The sequence below is a fragment of the Nostoc sphaeroides genome (genome assembly GCF_003443655.1).
GTDB classification, from domain to species: Bacteria; Cyanobacteriota; Cyanobacteriia; order Cyanobacteriales; family Nostocaceae; genus Nostoc; species Nostoc sphaeroides.
In genome coordinates, this window is the sequence record NZ_CP031941.1 from 6,265,543 (window position 1) to 6,280,695 (window position 15,153).

The following is a 15,153-nucleotide window of genomic DNA, read 5'->3' on the forward strand; positions in this document are numbered from 1 at the left end:
ACTGTTGACCGTTGACGGTTCACGAGTTTTCAGTCAACAGTCAACAGTCAACAGTCAACGACTTTAATGTGGAATAATTTATTTTTTGGAGTTCCCTAAGTACTTATTTGCTGAATAAACATCTGATGCTCCACTGAACTTAGCCGAATGGCACTAAGAAAAGCGCAAAGGTGATGCCACGTAAACGACTCCTTCAATCAATTCAGCTTTTTTGAGGTTGGGCATGGCATTATAGCGACGTTCAAACTCTGGACGAATAAGGCGATCGCCACTCTCAAGAGGCGGAATGTCGGAGGTAGAATCAGTTGGAGTTGGATGTGATCGAGAGGTGTTGACCACGAAAGCAGCCGATAGAGGTGGTTAAAACAATTCGCTTTTTCGCAATACCTCGACTTACCTCGGCTTACCTCGGCTTCGCTCGGCACAAGTCGCTCGGCACAAGTCGCTCGGCACAAGTTCGCAATTCGCAATTACGTTTTGTGACGGGGATTTATACCCCGACACTTTCACGCGCTGCCTGTCTTGCTGGGGACTTAAACCCCCAAAGTTCGTTAAATTGATTGTAGTCTTGTAGAGACGGCGATTCATCGCGTCTCTTGCTTAACCGAACAGTATTGCTACGTCTCTACATTGTTTTTTAGTGTTACGTCTCTATAGACATCGCTCAAATTTAAACATTAGTTGTCAAAGTTTGAACGTTTGCAGCTAATGTTCTTCCATATATAAGAAAGGCTTAAGCATTTGCAGCAAAGGTATAATTAGTTGTTGCAAACGCTTAATACTTTGCAACAATTGCTCTTCCATGTATAAGAAAGGCTTAAGTATTTGCAGCAAAGGTATAATTAGTTGTTGCAAACGCTTAATACTTTGCAACAATTGCTCTTCCATGTATAAGAAAGGCTTAAGTATTTGCAACAATCATTGTAATGAACTTATAAATCTATTTATTGCCAGAAATTTAACAACAAAGGTAGTTTTTGCAAGAGGAATACTGTTCTCTCTGTCTCCTGAGTTTTTTGTTAAACCAGACTACATCTATGTTTTCTTTAGATAAGTGCAAAAAGGACATAAACTTTTTGATGTAAAACGAAGCATTAAAAAGTGGTTATGGCTAAATTTCTTTTTGTCACTGACTTAGATGACACCCTTGTGTATCGCACCGTGGGCGATGACAGCGCTTTGCCAGAACTCAATCAACTGCTGAAGAGACATCGCCAAGAATATGGCACTAAAATCGTTTATTCTACCGGGCGATCGCCTGTACTTTACAAAGAACTCCAAGCTCAAAAAAATCTTTTGCAACCAGATGCCCTTGTTCTTTCTGTGGGTACAGAGATTTACCTTGATGGTACTGATACTCCAGACTCCGATTGGTCAGAAATCCTCTCTCCGGGATGGGAACGGGAAACTGTATTATCGATTAGTAAAAAATTCCGTGGGTTAGTTCGCCAACCAGATTCAGAACAGCGTCCCTTTAAAGTGAGCTTTTTCCTAGAACAAGATGCATCTGCAAATGTTCTACCACAACTTGAAGCAGAGTTGCAGAAATCTAAATTAAATGTAAAGTTAATCTACAGTAGCGGTATTGACCTTGACATTGTACCCCATAGCAGCGATAAAGGTCAGGCAATGCAGTTTTTACGCCAGAAGTGGAAATTTGCAGCAGAACAAACAGTTGTCTGTGGTGATTCAGGTAATGATATTGCTTTATTTGCTGTAGGCAACGAACGGGGAATCATTGTGGGGAATGCCCGAAAAGAGTTACTCCAATGGCACAATGAGTATCCCGCAGACTACCGCTACCTGGCAAAAAGCTTTTGTGCAGGTGGAATTATCGAAGGCTTAAATTATTTTGGTTTTTTGTAATGATTAGTTATCTAAAAGGTATAGTCGCTGGTATCCAAACAATTGGCGCTAATCGCGTGATTCTGACTCTGGAAGTCAATGGCTTAGGGTATGATTTGCAAGTTCCCCAACGACTAGCAAACCACTTACCAGAGTCGGGAGGAGTAACGCAAATTTTTACCCATTTGCAAATTCGTGAAGAAGTGCCCTTTTTATATGGCTTTGCTTCACCAGCCGAACGCGATTTATTTCGTCACTTGCTGACTGTGACCGGTATTGGTGCAGCCTTAGCGATCGCCCTCTTGGACACTCTGGAACTACCAGATTTAGTCCAAGCAATTATCGCTGGCAATACACAAATCTTAATTCAGGCTCCTGGTGTCGGTAAAAAAATCGCTGAACGCATCTGTTTGGAACTGAAAAGCAAATTAGTCGAGTGGCGCAAATCAGCCGGGTTCTTCGTCGCCACAGGTGGGCCAGCACCAGGAATTCTCGAAGAGGTGCAAATGACCCTCTTCGCCTTGGGATACACAGCCCATGAAGTCAGTCACGCCCTGCATGTGGTAAGCGAAGACATCGGACTACCCAAAGATGCCTACGTCGAAGACTGGATTAAACAAGCGATCGCTCATCTCAGTAGCGAACAAGTTTAATTGTCATTTGTCATTAATTATTCTCCTCTGTCTCCCCACTCCTAACTCCTAACTCCTAACTCCTAACTCCCCACTCCCCACTCCCCACTCCCCAATGACCGATCCTTATGCTTGGCTAGAACATTCCTTAGCAACAATTCATCGGGCTGACTGGTATCGTTCAGTACAACCTATCAACGGTCGTCCGGGTGCAACGATGATTTTAGCTGGGCAAGAGGTAATTAATTTTGCCAGTAATGACTATTTAGGATTGGCTGGGGATGAGCGATTGATGGCAGCCGCGACTGCTGCGATCGCACAATTTGGAACTGGTAGCACTGGTTCTAGATTACTCAGTGGGCATCGGCAATTGCACAGAGAATTAGAGGAGGCGATCGCATCTACCAAACAAACAGAAGATGCCTTGGTATTTAGTTCCGGGTATCTAGCCAATTTGGGTACAATTACCGCCCTTGTTGGCAAACGTGATTTAATATTCTCTGACCAGTACAATCATTCCAGTCTGAAAAATGGAGCGATTCTCAGTGGTGCAGCATTTGTAGAATATCCGCATTGTGATATTGCAGTCTTAAAAACTCAGTTGAGTCAACAGCGACAAAACTACCGACGCTGTTTGATTCTTACTGATAGCGTCTTTAGCATGGATGGCGATTTATGTCCAATGCCCGCACTGTTGGATGTTGCTGATGAATTTAACTGTATGCTGCTAATTGATGAAGCTCATGCCACAGGGGTACTAGGAAAAACTGGCGCTGGGTGTGTGGAACATTTTGGATGTACGGGAAAGCAGTTAATTCAAGTTGGCACTTTGAGTAAAGCTTTAGGTAGTTTAGGCGGGTATGTAGCAGGAAGTAGCACTTTAATTGATTTTTTGCAAAACCGCGCCCCCACTTGGATTTACACAACTGGGCTTTCACCGGCTGACACGGCGGCGGCTTTAGCAGCCATCAAGATAGTGCAACAAGAACCGCAACGCCGTGCCCAATTATGGCAAAATGTACATCACTTAAAAAATTTGCTGCAAGAACAGTTACCTAATTTAAAATTATTACCTTCGGAATCACCTATATTATGTTTTCAATTGTCCAGTGCAACAGATGCACTCATTGCTGGAAAACAGCTAAGAGATGCTGGCATTTTTGCCCCAGCAATTCGTCCCCCCACAGTCCCCACAAGTCGGATTAGAATATCTTTAATGGCAACTCATGAAGCAGCACATATTGAAAAATTGGTAACAGTGCTAAAGGATATAAATTAAAACGAATTTTATTAGATCACACTGGTAGTAGTCTGTCCCATTAAATATGATGGGTTGTAGAGACGCGCCATGGCGCGTCTCTACAGGGTTTTGGTAACAAACTAATCAATCAGAATTTTTGGGACAGACCACTAGGGTTAGGCATTAATTGAAGATAGTTTTATTGATGCCGAACTAATTATCTAGGCATTGCGCCCCTACGTTCGCTAAACCCTACGAAAGATGTCGTTAAAAAAATTGACTGTTATGTTCCCGGACGATCGCGAATATGATCGGGTATATGATGGCGATCGCCTAATATTTCTAACAAAGGCCCATGAACATCAAATTTAACCATACTTACCGACGCGACCAAAATATTCACCCGATAGCGATAGCGTCCTAAATCAATTCCCAGTAAACTGCAAAGCATAATCCGAATCGTAGCTTTATGGGAAACTACTAAAACATTACCTTGGTGATGTTTTTCTTGAATTTCAGCAATTACAGGCATAGAACGGTTAGCAATATCTACCGCAGTTTCTCCACCAATGGGTGCATTCCAAGCCGGTTCTGTCAACCATTTTACATAGTTTTGGGCGTAATTCTCTTGGGCAAACGATTTACTCTTCCCTTCCCACTCGCCGTAACTACCTTCTCTAAGTCCGTCACGCAACTGCATATCCATACCGATAGCATCACAAAATGGCTTGGCAGTTGCAACTGTGCGCTTCATCGGGCTAGCATAAACCGCCTCCCACTTCAATTGTTGATAAACATCGGCAAAACCGGATGCCATCTGCATCCCCTCTGTCGTCAATTCCGCATCAGTTTCACCGCAGAAATTACCACTTTGACTAAAAGTAGTTTCTCCATGTCGCAGAAAATATAAATTGAGTGTCATAGCTTGTATGGCGATTGGGATAAAAGAGTTTGTGCAAAAATAAAATACCATCAATCTCGCAATCGAGTCTGTGACAGGAGGACAAAGTAATCAACTAAAAAAGTCAATTAATCATAAACTTTTGATTTTGTTGACAAAAGTAGCGGTTTCAATTATTTATTTTGACATTTATTATAAACTTGGGTAACAGTATTTCTTGGAATTAGATATAGAAAATCTGACTTTTCACGATATCTAAAAAACCTCACTTCTATTTGTCTCATCCTTTAAGGAGAGATACTTTGAATTTTCCCCCTTCCCTTGTAGGGAAGGGGGTTAGGTCAATGGTTAGCTTTTCCACATAACGTGAAAAGTAAGATATAAAATTAGTAATAAGTTCTGGCTTTACATACTATATTATCGCCTAATTAACCTCTCACAAAAGAGGTTTTTTAAATAAATAAAAATCTATCTGGAGATAAATTACTAAAAATTACAAACTAGCTTAGGGTGTATAGAGCCTTTGCAATAAGTATTGGTTATTCCAAAACATTTTCATGCCCCATATTCGTTATTCCCACTTACTGCGTTATGGCATTGCTGTATTAATTGTCACACTCGCATTAGTGCTAATGTTAATGTTAGACCCTTGGTTAACCATGAGTGGAACTCCTTTCATGCTGTTTTTTAGCGCTGTAATGGTGAGTGCTTGGTATGGTGGTTTGAAATCAGGGCTGTTAGCTATCGGCTTGTCTGCGTTAGTGATCGATTACTTCTTTCTACCCCCAGCTTATGATTTAAGTTTTGACTTATCAAATTTTCTGCAAATTGGGTTGTTTGCATTACAAGGATTGCTCTTTAGTATTTTATGTGAGGGATTAAAGTCTGCTAAAAAAGCACTGCGCGAAAGCGAAGCAAAGTTTTGCAGTGTGGTTGAGTCAAATATGATTGGTATTGGCTTCTGGCACAGAGACGGCAGGATTACAGATGCTAACGATGCCTTGCTGAATATGGTGGGTTATACCCGTGAAGAATTATTTGCCGGAAAACTTCGTTGGCAAGACCTAACTCCTAAAGAATACCTACCACTCGATAAGCAAGCACTAACTCAATTTCAAGACAAATTATTTTGCACCCCCTTTGAAAAAGAATATATTCGTAAAGACGGTTCCCGCTTCCCAATTTTGGCGGGTGGTAGCCACTTTGAAGAGACTGTAGATCGAGGAGCTTTTTTTGTTCTTGATATTACAGAGCGTAAACAGGCTGAAGAAAGACTCCGCTATATTGCTCAAGTTAGTAGTGTACTCTCTACTTCGCTAGATTATGAAGAAACTTTAGAACAAATCGCCAAAATCTCAGTTCCTCAGCTAGCTGATTGGTGTAGCGTTGATATTTTAAATGAAGATGGTTCTATTCGCCGCCTACCAATTGCCCATGCAGACCCATCTAAAGCGGAGTTGGCGCGTAAACTTCAGGAGTATGCCACAGATTATAAGGGTGCAAGTGCAATTACTAGAGTACTGCAAACCGGTCAAAGTGAATTAATCTCAGAAATAACTGACTCGCTATTAGTGGCAAGTACTCAGAATCAGGAGCACTTAGAACTTGTTCGGCAATTGGGGATGAAATCTGTGATGATTGTGCCATTAATCGCACAAGGGCGAGTCCTTGGCACTATTAGCTTTGTTAGCACTCAATCAAACCGTCGCTACGATCGCACTGACCTAACTTTAGCAACAGATATTAGCCATCGGGCTGCCTTAGCAGTGGAAAATGCCCGACTTTATCGAGATATCCACCAGGCTTTAGTTCATTATGCCGAATCTCTATCTCTTCTAGATGCGCTTTTAGCAGCTGCTCCCGTTGCCGTATGCTTTTTAGATCGGGAACTGCGATATATCCGAATTAATCAAGTTTTCGCTGACATTAATGGTTTAACCATAGAAGAACATCTAGGACGCAAATTTAGCGAAGTTTTACCAGCGATGGCGGCTGAGTTGGAGCAACAGTTACAGCGCGTGTTGGATACTGGAGAACCCCTGCTGAATGTAGAAATCAGTGGTAAGACAAAGGAACAACCAGAACGTTACGGCTACTGGCTGGGGAACTATTACCCAGTCAACAACGCAATGGGAGAAACCATAGGTATTGGGATTATTTTGGCAGAGGTGACAGCAGCAAAGCAAACAGAAGTTGCCTTACGGGAAAGCGAAGAAAGGTTCCGGGCAATGTTCAACCAAGCAGCTGTCGGTATTACTTTAGTAGCCTTGGATGGACGATTTCTTCAAGTTAATCCTGCTCTGTGCGAAATTACTGGATACAGCCATGAAGAGTTAATCCAATTAAACTTTCAGGATATTACCCACCCTGACGATTTAGAAATTGATTGGGAAAATGCTCGGCGAGTTTTAACAAAAGAAATTAGTGGTTATTCCCTAGAGAAGCGCTACATCCGCAAAGATGGTTCCATTGTTTGGGTAAACCTAACTTCATCAGCAGTTTGGGATGATAAGGGATTTCCAAAGTATGCATTAGGTATTGTTGAGGATATCAGCGAACGCAAACGAGTTGAAGCCACACAAAACTTTTTAGTCGAAGCCAGCACCTTACTAGCTGCCTCATTGGATTATGAAGTCGCCTTAAAAAATGTGGCTAATCTAGCAGTTCCTACCCTCGCTGACTGGTGTATTGTAGATGTTTTCCAGAAAGATTGGTCAAGTAAACAAATTGCGATCGCAATAGCCGATCCCACAAAACAAAATATATTAGACGAAATTCGCCTGCGTTATCCACCCAAAACTGGAACAAAACAGCTTGTAGAGCAGCTAGGATTAGGAATCTCTATCTTTTGTCCCGAATTATCTGACTCTAATTTTGTCCAGATGGCTCAAAATGAGGAACATCTGCAATTGCTGCGAAGGCTGGATATTTCTTCTTTAATGGTGATTCCAGTTCGTTCCCGTGGGCAATTATTTGGAGCAATCTCTTTTTTTACAGCCGAGTCAGGTCGGCACTATCAACAAACAGACTTGGCTTTAGCAGAGGATATTGCTCGTCGGGCAGCAATAGCCATAGACAACGCTAGACTGTACCAGGAAACTGAACGCTCTGTCAATCGCACACTACTTTTACAAAGAATAACTGCTGCCTTCTCGGAAGCCTTAACTCCCCAACAGGTAGCCGATGTAGTAGTAAATCAAGGGATTGCCGCCTTGCAAGCCACTGCTGGTTCTGTTGTCTTACTTACTGAGGGAGGTACTACCCTAAAAATTGTGCAAGCAACTGGCTATCCACAATCACTCATAGATGCTTGGGCAAATTTTCCCATCAACGCACCTAACCAAATAGCGGAAACAGTCAGAACTAGGCAGCCGATTTTTTTAGAAAATTTAGCAGCCTTGATTGCTAAATATCCGAACTTAGCAGATATTGTGGCTCTTACAGGGAATCATGCCTGGGCTTCCATTCCCTTGGTAGCAGAAGGCAAAGTAATTGGGGCACTGGGATTAAGCTTTACCACTGAACAAATATTTAACGAAGAAGATCGGGGCTTTATGTTGACACTGGGACAACAGTGTGCGCAAGCGATCGCCCGCGCTCAACTTTACGAAGCCGAAAAAACTGCCAGGGCACAAGCCGAGACAGCCAACCGAATTAAAGATGAATTCCTCGCTGTCCTTTCCCATGAACTCAGAACTCCCCTGAATCCGATTTTAGGATGGGCGAAGTTACTCAGAACCCGCAAGTTTGATGAAGCCACAAGAATCCGGGCATTAGAAACAATCGAGCGTAATGCCAAGTTACAAACCCAACTGATTGGAGATTTACTTGATGTTTCGCGGATTTTACAAGGGAAAGTTAGGTTAAATCTTTATGCAGTGGATTTGAAAGTAGCGATCGCAGCTGCACTAGAAACGGTGCGTTTAGCAGCCGAAGCCAAATCAATTGAAATAAAAACGGTATTAAGTAATGATATCGGCAAAGTTTTGGGTGATAGCGATCGCTTGCAACAAGTAATGTGGAATCTCCTCTCCAATGCCGTTAAATTCACACCCACAGAAGGACGAGTAGAAGTACGTTTAGAGCAAATTGGGTTAGAAGCTCAAATCCAGGTGATTGATACAGGTAAGGGAATCATGCTGGAATTTTTGCCCTACGTTTTTGATTACTTCCGACAAGCAGATGCCAAGACAACCAGGATATTTGGCGGGCTAGGATTAGGACTAGCAATTGTGCGTCATCTAGTAGAACTTCATGGTGGTACAGTTCAGGCAGAGAGTCTGGGAGAAGGACTTGGGGCTACCTTTACAGTTAGACTACCTTTGCTGAAAAATTCTGAGTTGCGAGTCAGCAGTGGTGAAGCTTCTCAAGCAGAAGTTAGTACCGACGACACCTTACTTGCTGGAGTAGAAATTCTGCTTGTAGACGATCAAGCTGATGTGCGAGAGTTTTTTAGCTTTGCCCTAGAACAATATGGCGCAACTGTAACACTAGCTGAATCAGCAAGTGAAGCGCTAGAAATACTAATGCAATCAAAGCCAGATATCTTGTTAAGCGATATAGGAATGCCTGTGATGGACGGCTATATGCTGCTGCGCGAGGTGAGAAAATTACCGCCAGAACAAGGCGGACAAATTCCTGCGATCGCTTTAACTGCTTATGCTGGAGAAATTAACTACAACCAAGCAATGGCAGCAGGATTTCAAAAACACCTACCTAAACCCGTCGATCCAGTAGATTTAGCTAGTGCGATCGTTAATCTCATCGGACAGAATCGGTTAAGGGAACTGTAGAGACGCGAAATTTCGCGTCTCTAGCAAGGTTTTTCGGCTCAACCAATAGGGCGATTACCAGGATTGACAGCATGAATATATTCACTACCCGATTGCGGTCTTCCTCGCTTATAACAAGCTTCTTCTGGTTTACCCCATCCTAGCTGCAAAATCATTTCCAAAAAGCTAGAATTTTCCCACTTGCACAAACCTGCCCATTCTGTTCTTTGAACAATTCTTTCTACATCAGATGTGACAATTTGTTGGTACTGTTTATTATTATTGAAACTCAAGTATAAATCCATCCCCATAGAGACTTCATACCAAAATTCTACGAGAGAATTTTTAGCAGTTTTTAATATCTCTAAGTCACTGGTGAGGGCTATTAACTCGCTGTCTACTTCGGGATAGTTCAAATTTTTACCTTTGACTGTTACCTCACGCCAAATAATACCTGAAACTTGGTTTTCTCTCTGATATTCATGAATTGCAGCTTTGAAATCTTGATAGGCAGTGAACTGTTGCAGCCCATCAGTCATGAGAAACTGGTCAATTACAGGATTGCCAGAGACTGGTATTTCTAATTTTAGGCGTTTTCCCTTGAGGCAGGCTTGGCGTTCGGCTGCCAAAATTTGAATTAGCTCCTGGGTCGTGTAAACCTTTGACATTAGAATACACTCTAGTTAGTCATTAGTCATTAGTCATTAGTCATTAGTCATTAGTCATTAGTCACTTGTACTGAGGGTAGCCGTTGGCGCAGCCTCTCGTAAGAGAAGTATTAGTCATTTGTTATGGACTATAGACTATGAATGAACTTTCTAATCTGTTAACACAGATATTTCAATATTATGCTTTGACATCGGCGGCAATGTAGTAACAGATATGACTAAAAATTAGGGCAGACCAATTTGGCCCACCCCATAAGTTACTTAGCTAACTCACTACTAAACTCATTAAAGGCTCGCCGTTTTAGCTGTGCTGTTTCAGTGCGTGGTACTAAATCAAAGATTTTACGAAATTGATCGTCTATCTCTTCAAAAGGTACTTGACCTTTTTTATTTAAAACTACCTCGCCTGATTTATTAAACACCACCACTTGAGGAACAGCCCCAGAATAGTAATATCCTGGTTCTGTAGGCTCATAGGTCTGTTTCAGTGGGATAGAATCTACATTAATCGGCATAATTTCTGCTACTCGACCATAGAATTCCTGTACCCGTGAAATGGAAATAGCATATCTTTTGGAATCGCTGCTGTCATCCAAATAAAAGGCCAAAAAGATGGGTTTATGTTCCGCTAAAGTCTGTGCTAGTGTCTGTCTGGGAGGAACCAATGAACCATTGCCAGCATAAACTACAAAAATGTTGCCATCATATAAATCATTATTAAGACCAGCAGATGCAGGTTGAATACTTATAATGAAAAGACTTGCAAGCAACAACAGACCTTTGGACAACCACCTTCGCCAGCCAGTAATTTGTTTATGTAAAAAAAGAAACTTTGTGCTATTCATCAAAAGGAACCTTGCAAGCTACTACTTGTCGTGAGTTTGTGCTGAATTCGGCAAACTGGGCTGGATATGTAATTACGCCCACGCACTATTTTTTTAAGATAACGCCTACTGAGATTATCTCTTGTAAGTGGATGATGGAGATAAACGAGGTTCTGAGGTGGATAAATCCAGTACCCAGGTGGATGAACTAGATTCTAACCATACGTGTCAACTTAAGGTAAAACCCTTTTCAAATCTCGTTTCCAGCCTCTGGCTGGAAATGCTCTTCAATTGGGCTGCTGCCGCAAGTCTTGAGGCAGCAGCCCCAAGGACGGGCATTCCCAGTCAGAGACTGGGAACGAGGCAATCTTCTTTTTCGTAATGTCAAGGCTGGCTTTTTCAGCCAGGATTCGCTAAACTCACGCATATTAAATTTGCACTTTTAGTTAGCAACCGCCAGAAGACTAGGATACGAATGTGGGAAACAAAATACAATTCATAGATAGGCTGCGATTGGGTTTCGCGGTGTCAGTGGCAAAGAGTGTAACATTTATAGTGCGATCGCTCCGTCTGGGTGCTGCTAGTGTATTACCAGGCTCGATTGCTCGTCGCATTGAACCCCGACTTTTACAATTATTGAGTCAGCAAGTTAAAAATGGAGTGATTTTAATTGCTGGTACTAATGGCAAAACCACTACAGCGCTACTTTTATGCACAATCCTAGAACGCAAGGGTTTTCGCGTCACTCATAATTCTACAGGTGCAAATCTGGAAAATGGCTTGATGACGGCGCTGTTAGAAAGCACCAACTTACTAGGTACGCTAAATACTGATTACGCGATTTTGGAAGTTGACGAAAATATTGTCCCAAGAGTATTAGCACCACTCCAGCCGCGAATTATTCTCTGTTTAAACTTGTTCCGCGACCAACTCGATAGGTACGGCGAAGTAGATACAATTAGTAAGCGTTGGACAAAAGTTATTTCTACCCTACCACCAGAAACAGTAGTAATTCCCAATGCTGATGACCCAACTTTATCTAACCTCGGTCAGCAGTTACCCCAACGGGTATTATTTTTTGGGTTGAATGAACCAGAACATTATTTAGAAGCAATTCCTCACGCCGTTGATTCTATTTATTGTCCCAAATGTGGGCATTCTCTAGATTATAAGGGTGTTTATTTGTCTCATTTGGGAGATTTTACTTGTCCCCAGTGTGGTTTTAGTAAAAGTAAACCGACTTTAGAAAGTAGTGAATGGTCGCAAATTCTAGTTGGTTTGTACAACAAATATAATACTTTAGCTGCTGCAACTGCGGCTATTGAGTTAGGAGTTGATGAAGTAACAATTAGAGATACTATTAATACCTTCCAAGCTGCCTTCGGTCGGGCGGAAGATTTAGTAATTAACGGTAAACGAGTGCGGATATTATTATCAAAAAATCCTGTGGGAACGAATGAAACCATTCGCGTAGTTACTCAAAGCACAGATAAAACCACACTGCTAGTCTTAAACGATCGCACACCCGATGGCACTGATGTATCCTGGATTTGGGACGTAGATACTGAGAAATTAGTCGAACGCGGCGGGACTCTAGTAGTGAGTGGCGATCGCGTCTACGATATGGCACTACGTCTACGTTACAGCCAAAAGTCCCCTGAGAGTAACTTAAATTTGATTGTCGAAGAAGATTTGCGACAAGCGATCGCAACTGCATTAGAGCATACACCAGAGAATGAAACTTTGCATATTCTGCCCACCTACTCAGCCATGCTAGAAGTCCGAGAAGTCTTAACTGGGCGGAAAATTCTTTAAATTTGTCATTTGTCATAGGGCATTGGGGAAAGAATTCTTATAATTCCTAACTCCTAACTCCTAACTCCTAACTCCTAACTCCCCATTCCCTAAATTTATGAGTTCTCAAAATTTGGAATTAACAATAGGTTGGCTTTATCCGACGCTGATGAGTACCTATGGCGATCGCGGTAATGTAATTACTATAGAACGTCGCGCCGAGTGGCGGGGATATGATGTTAAAGTGTTACCCCTAGATCAAAATGCCACAGCCGCAGATATAAAAACTGTAGATGTAATTGTTGGTGGTGGCGCACAAGATCGTCAGCAAGAAATTGTCATGCGTGATTTGCAAGGTGCGAAAGCTGACGCGATGCGCGAGAAAATCGAAAATGGAACACCAGGAGTATTTACTTGTGGTTCACCCCAATTACTGGGACATTATTATGAACCAGGCTTGGGACAACGGATTGATGGTTTAGGAATACTCGATTTAGTTTCCGTCCATCCTGGTGAAAATACTAAGCGCTGTATTGGTAACTTGGTAATTGAAGTGACAGCTTCACGCCTAGCGCGAGATTTAAAAGAGATGACAGGTAGCACACCATATTTGGTAGGCTTTGAAAATCACGGCGGACGTACCAAGTTGGGGAAAGTGGAAGCGCTGGGGCGAGTAGTGTACGGTTTGGGAAATAATGGTGAAGATGGTACAGAAGGAGCATTTTATCAGAATGCGATCGCTACTTATTCTCACGGCCCTTTATTACCGAAAAATCCTTTTGTCGCCGATTGGTTAATTCAAACAGCATTGCGGCTAAAGTATCAGCAAGAAATTAGCTTAAAACCTTTTGACGATAGCCTTGCTGCACAAGCACGAGAAGCGATGTTTAAGCGATTGAAAGTGAGTTTACCTGCTGCGGCTGCGGCGAAAGTTTAATCTCAGTTCGCTGATTAAGCCTCTCCCCGTGCCGGGGCTACGGTGTACACACATCTTGGTAAATGAAACCCAAACCCTGGATTTACCCCCCTTAATCCCCCCTTATAAAGGGGGGAAATATCCGGTTCTCCCCCTTTATAAGGGGGAGTTAGAGGGGGTGAAAAGGACTTGTGTTTACAGCATAGCCGTATCAGGGAGAGGTTTGGAGAGGCGTCAAATTTGACATAAAGAGGGCAAAGTATGACTCAAGCCTTAACTAAACAACTAACCTTTGACGAATTTATCGCCTGGTATCCCGAATCTTCAGACAGGCATTATGAACTACATGATGGGGTAATTGTTGAAATGCCTAAGCTAACAGGGAAGCACTCAGAGATAGCCGGATTCATCAATGGTTCTTTGTTTATTGAAATCACCCGTTTGTCCATCCCTTGCTTTATCCCTAAAGAATGCGTTATCAAGTCAATTAACACTGATTCAGGTTATGAACCAGATGTTATCGTTCTTGATAGACAAGCTCTCAGCAACGAACCACGCTGGAAAAAAGAATCTATCATTACGCGGGGTAGTTCCGTCAAGTTGGTTGTAGAAGTTGTTTCAACCAACTGGAGTGATGATTATGCTTTGAAGCTAGAAGACTACGAGTCTTTGGGGATTCCTGAATATTGGATTGTAGACTATCTAGGTTTAGGTGGTAGGCGGTTTATTGGCAATCCTAAACAACCAACTATCTCAATTTACCAACTGATTGAAGGTGAGTATCAAGTTAGGCAATTTAGGGGAAATGACCGCATTCAGTCGTTAGCATTTCCAGAGTTTAATTTAACTGCTGAACAGATTTTTCGCTCTGGAGAAGTCGCGTAAATTACGTAGCTAAGGTTTAAATTTTTATCTGATAAAGTAAGAGGAAAGTATGACTCAAACCTTACGCAAACTAATAACATTTGATGAATTTATTGCTTGGTATCCAGAAAACTCACAACGACGCTATGAACTGCATGACGGAGTAATTGTTGAAATGGCTCCTCCCACAGGTGATCATGAACAGATTGTTGGATTTTTAGTTGGGGAAATAGTTACAGAATACAAACGTTTAAAACTACCTTATTTTATTCCCAAAACAGCATTCATTAAACCGACTCAGAGCGAAGCGGCTTACTCACCAGATGTACTGTTGTTGAATAACTCTAACTTAGTAAATGAACCTCTGTGGAAAAAAGAATCTACTGTAAGCCAAGCGGCATCAATTCCTTTAGTAATTGAGGTGGTAAGTACTAACTGGCGAGACGATTATTTTACCAAAGCAGGTAAATATGAAGAGGTTGGAATACCTGAGTATTGGATTGTAGACTATTTAGGTTTAGGTGGTAGGCGGTTTATTGGCAATCCGAAACAACCAACTATCTCGATTTACCAACTAATTGAAGGTGAGTATCAAGTTAGACAATTTCGGGAAAGCGATCGCATTGACTCGCTAGCATTCCCAGAGTTGAATTTAACTGCTGAACATATTTTTCGGGCTGGAGAAGTCGCGTAAAAA

At 42.0% G+C, this 15,153-nt stretch carries 14 protein-coding genes and 1 pseudogene; 9 read left to right on the forward strand and 6 right to left on the reverse strand.

Features of this window, described 5'->3' with window-relative positions; translation table 11 throughout:
* Positions 1-159 precede the first annotated feature (159 nt).
* Positions 160-339 (reverse strand): annotated as a pseudogene (locus D1367_RS27995) (Uma2 family endonuclease); the annotation flags it as partial.
* Between the two features lie 17 nt (positions 340-356).
* Here D1367_RS27995 and D1367_RS31925 point away from each other — a divergent pair.
* Positions 357-560 (forward strand): hypothetical protein, encoded by a 204-nt coding sequence (locus D1367_RS31925; RefSeq protein WP_220450986.1) that lies wholly within the window; start codon positions 357-359, stop codon positions 558-560.
* Positions 561-705: 145 nt separating this feature from the next.
* Here the strand turns inward: D1367_RS31925 and D1367_RS28000 are convergent, their stop codons facing one another.
* On the reverse strand, positions 706-888 hold the full coding sequence (locus D1367_RS28000; protein ID WP_118170180.1) for a hypothetical protein: 183 nt from the start codon (positions 886-888) through the stop codon (positions 706-708).
* Between the two features lie 219 nt (positions 889-1,107).
* Between D1367_RS28000 and D1367_RS28005 the strand changes: the two genes are divergently transcribed.
* From D1367_RS28005 to bioF, 3 genes are all read left to right on the forward strand, one after another.
* A complete protein-coding gene (locus D1367_RS28005; RefSeq protein ID WP_118170183.1) occupies positions 1,108-1,866 on the forward strand; it encodes a sucrose-phosphate phosphatase in 759 nt (252 codons plus the stop codon).
* Positions 1,866-2,498: a Holliday junction branch migration protein RuvA gene (ruvA, locus tag D1367_RS28010; protein WP_118170185.1), complete on the forward strand. Its 633-nt coding sequence runs from the start codon at positions 1,866-1,868 to the stop codon at positions 2,496-2,498. The genes D1367_RS28005 and ruvA overlap by 1 nt, the downstream gene beginning before the upstream one ends.
* Before the next feature lie 94 nt (positions 2,499-2,592).
* A complete protein-coding gene (gene bioF / locus D1367_RS28015; RefSeq protein WP_118170188.1) occupies positions 2,593-3,756 on the forward strand; it encodes an 8-amino-7-oxononanoate synthase in 1,164 nt (387 codons plus the stop codon).
* A gap of 244 nt (positions 3,757-4,000) precedes the next feature.
* On the opposite strand, the gene D1367_RS28020 is transcribed toward bioF, so the two are convergent.
* Positions 4,001-4,639, reverse strand: coding sequence for a histidine phosphatase family protein (locus D1367_RS28020; RefSeq protein WP_118171679.1), 639 nt, complete (start codon positions 4,637-4,639; stop codon positions 4,001-4,003).
* Positions 4,640-5,175: 536 nt separating this feature from the next.
* Between D1367_RS28020 and D1367_RS28025 the strand changes: the two genes are divergently transcribed.
* Complete coding sequence (locus D1367_RS28025; protein ID WP_118170190.1) at positions 5,176-9,411, forward strand: PAS domain S-box protein; 4,236 nt, start codon at positions 5,176-5,178, stop codon at positions 9,409-9,411.
* Between the two features lie 38 nt (positions 9,412-9,449).
* Here D1367_RS28025 and D1367_RS28030 read toward each other — a convergent pair whose 3' ends face one another.
* The 3 genes from D1367_RS28030 to D1367_RS31420 form a co-directional block, all read right to left on the reverse strand.
* Positions 9,450-10,058: a hypothetical protein gene (locus tag D1367_RS28030; protein ID WP_118170192.1), complete on the reverse strand. Its 609-nt coding sequence runs from the start codon at positions 10,056-10,058 to the stop codon at positions 9,450-9,452.
* 257 nt (positions 10,059-10,315) lie between these two features.
* Entirely contained in the window at positions 10,316-10,903 is a 588-nt protein-coding gene (locus tag D1367_RS28035; protein WP_118170195.1) for a thylakoid membrane photosystem I accumulation factor, read from the reverse strand.
* Between the two features lie 229 nt (positions 10,904-11,132).
* Positions 11,133-11,309, reverse strand: coding sequence for a hypothetical protein (locus D1367_RS31420; RefSeq protein ID WP_181984991.1), 177 nt, complete (start codon positions 11,307-11,309; stop codon positions 11,133-11,135).
* Between the two features lie 50 nt (positions 11,310-11,359).
* Here D1367_RS31420 and D1367_RS28045 point away from each other — a divergent pair, with 50 nt between their 5' ends.
* The 4 genes from D1367_RS28045 (at position 11,360) to D1367_RS28060 (ending at position 15,150) form a co-directional block, all read left to right on the forward strand.
* Positions 11,360-12,697 (forward strand): Mur ligase family protein, encoded by a 1,338-nt coding sequence (locus tag D1367_RS28045; protein WP_118170201.1) that lies wholly within the window; start codon positions 11,360-11,362, stop codon positions 12,695-12,697.
* Between the two features lie 97 nt (positions 12,698-12,794).
* Positions 12,795-13,613 (forward strand): type 1 glutamine amidotransferase, encoded by an 819-nt coding sequence (locus D1367_RS28050; RefSeq protein ID WP_118170205.1) that lies wholly within the window; start codon positions 12,795-12,797, stop codon positions 13,611-13,613.
* A gap of 240 nt (positions 13,614-13,853) precedes the next feature.
* Positions 13,854-14,477 (forward strand): Uma2 family endonuclease, encoded by a 624-nt coding sequence (locus tag D1367_RS28055; RefSeq protein ID WP_118170209.1) that lies wholly within the window; start codon positions 13,854-13,856, stop codon positions 14,475-14,477.
* Positions 14,478-14,526: 49 nt separating this feature from the next.
* Positions 14,527-15,150, forward strand: a complete 624-nt coding sequence (locus tag D1367_RS28060) for a Uma2 family endonuclease (protein WP_118170214.1) — start codon at positions 14,527-14,529, stop codon at positions 15,148-15,150.
* Positions 15,151-15,153: the final 3 nt, after the last annotated feature.

Coding starts and splice junctions, on each gene's coding strand:
- D1367_RS28000 (WP_118170180.1), bottom strand. CDS start 888: ATGGAAGAGCAATTGTTGCAAAGTATTAAGCGTTTGCAACAACTAATT.
- D1367_RS28005 (WP_118170183.1), top strand. CDS start 1,108: ATGGCTAAATTTCTTTTTGTCACTGACTTAGATGACACCCTTGTGTAT.
- ruvA (WP_118170185.1), top strand. CDS start 1,866: ATGATTAGTTATCTAAAAGGTATAGTCGCTGGTATCCAAACAATTGGC.
- bioF (WP_118170188.1), top strand. CDS start 2,593: ATGACCGATCCTTATGCTTGGCTAGAACATTCCTTAGCAACAATTCAT.
- D1367_RS28020 (WP_118171679.1), bottom strand. CDS start 4,639: ATGACACTCAATTTATATTTTCTGCGACATGGAGAAACTACTTTTAGT.
- D1367_RS28025 (WP_118170190.1), top strand. CDS start 5,176: ATGCCCCATATTCGTTATTCCCACTTACTGCGTTATGGCATTGCTGTA.
- D1367_RS28030 (WP_118170192.1), bottom strand. CDS start 10,058: ATGTCAAAGGTTTACACGACCCAGGAGCTAATTCAAATTTTGGCAGCC.
- D1367_RS28035 (WP_118170195.1), bottom strand. CDS start 10,903: ATGAATAGCACAAAGTTTCTTTTTTTACATAAACAAATTACTGGCTGG.
- D1367_RS31420 (WP_181984991.1), bottom strand. CDS start 11,309: ATGCGTGAGTTTAGCGAATCCTGGCTGAAAAAGCCAGCCTTGACATTA.
- D1367_RS28050 (WP_118170205.1), top strand. CDS start 12,795: ATGAGTTCTCAAAATTTGGAATTAACAATAGGTTGGCTTTATCCGACG.
- D1367_RS28055 (WP_118170209.1), top strand. CDS start 13,854: ATGACTCAAGCCTTAACTAAACAACTAACCTTTGACGAATTTATCGCC.
- D1367_RS28060 (WP_118170214.1), top strand. CDS start 14,527: ATGACTCAAACCTTACGCAAACTAATAACATTTGATGAATTTATTGCT.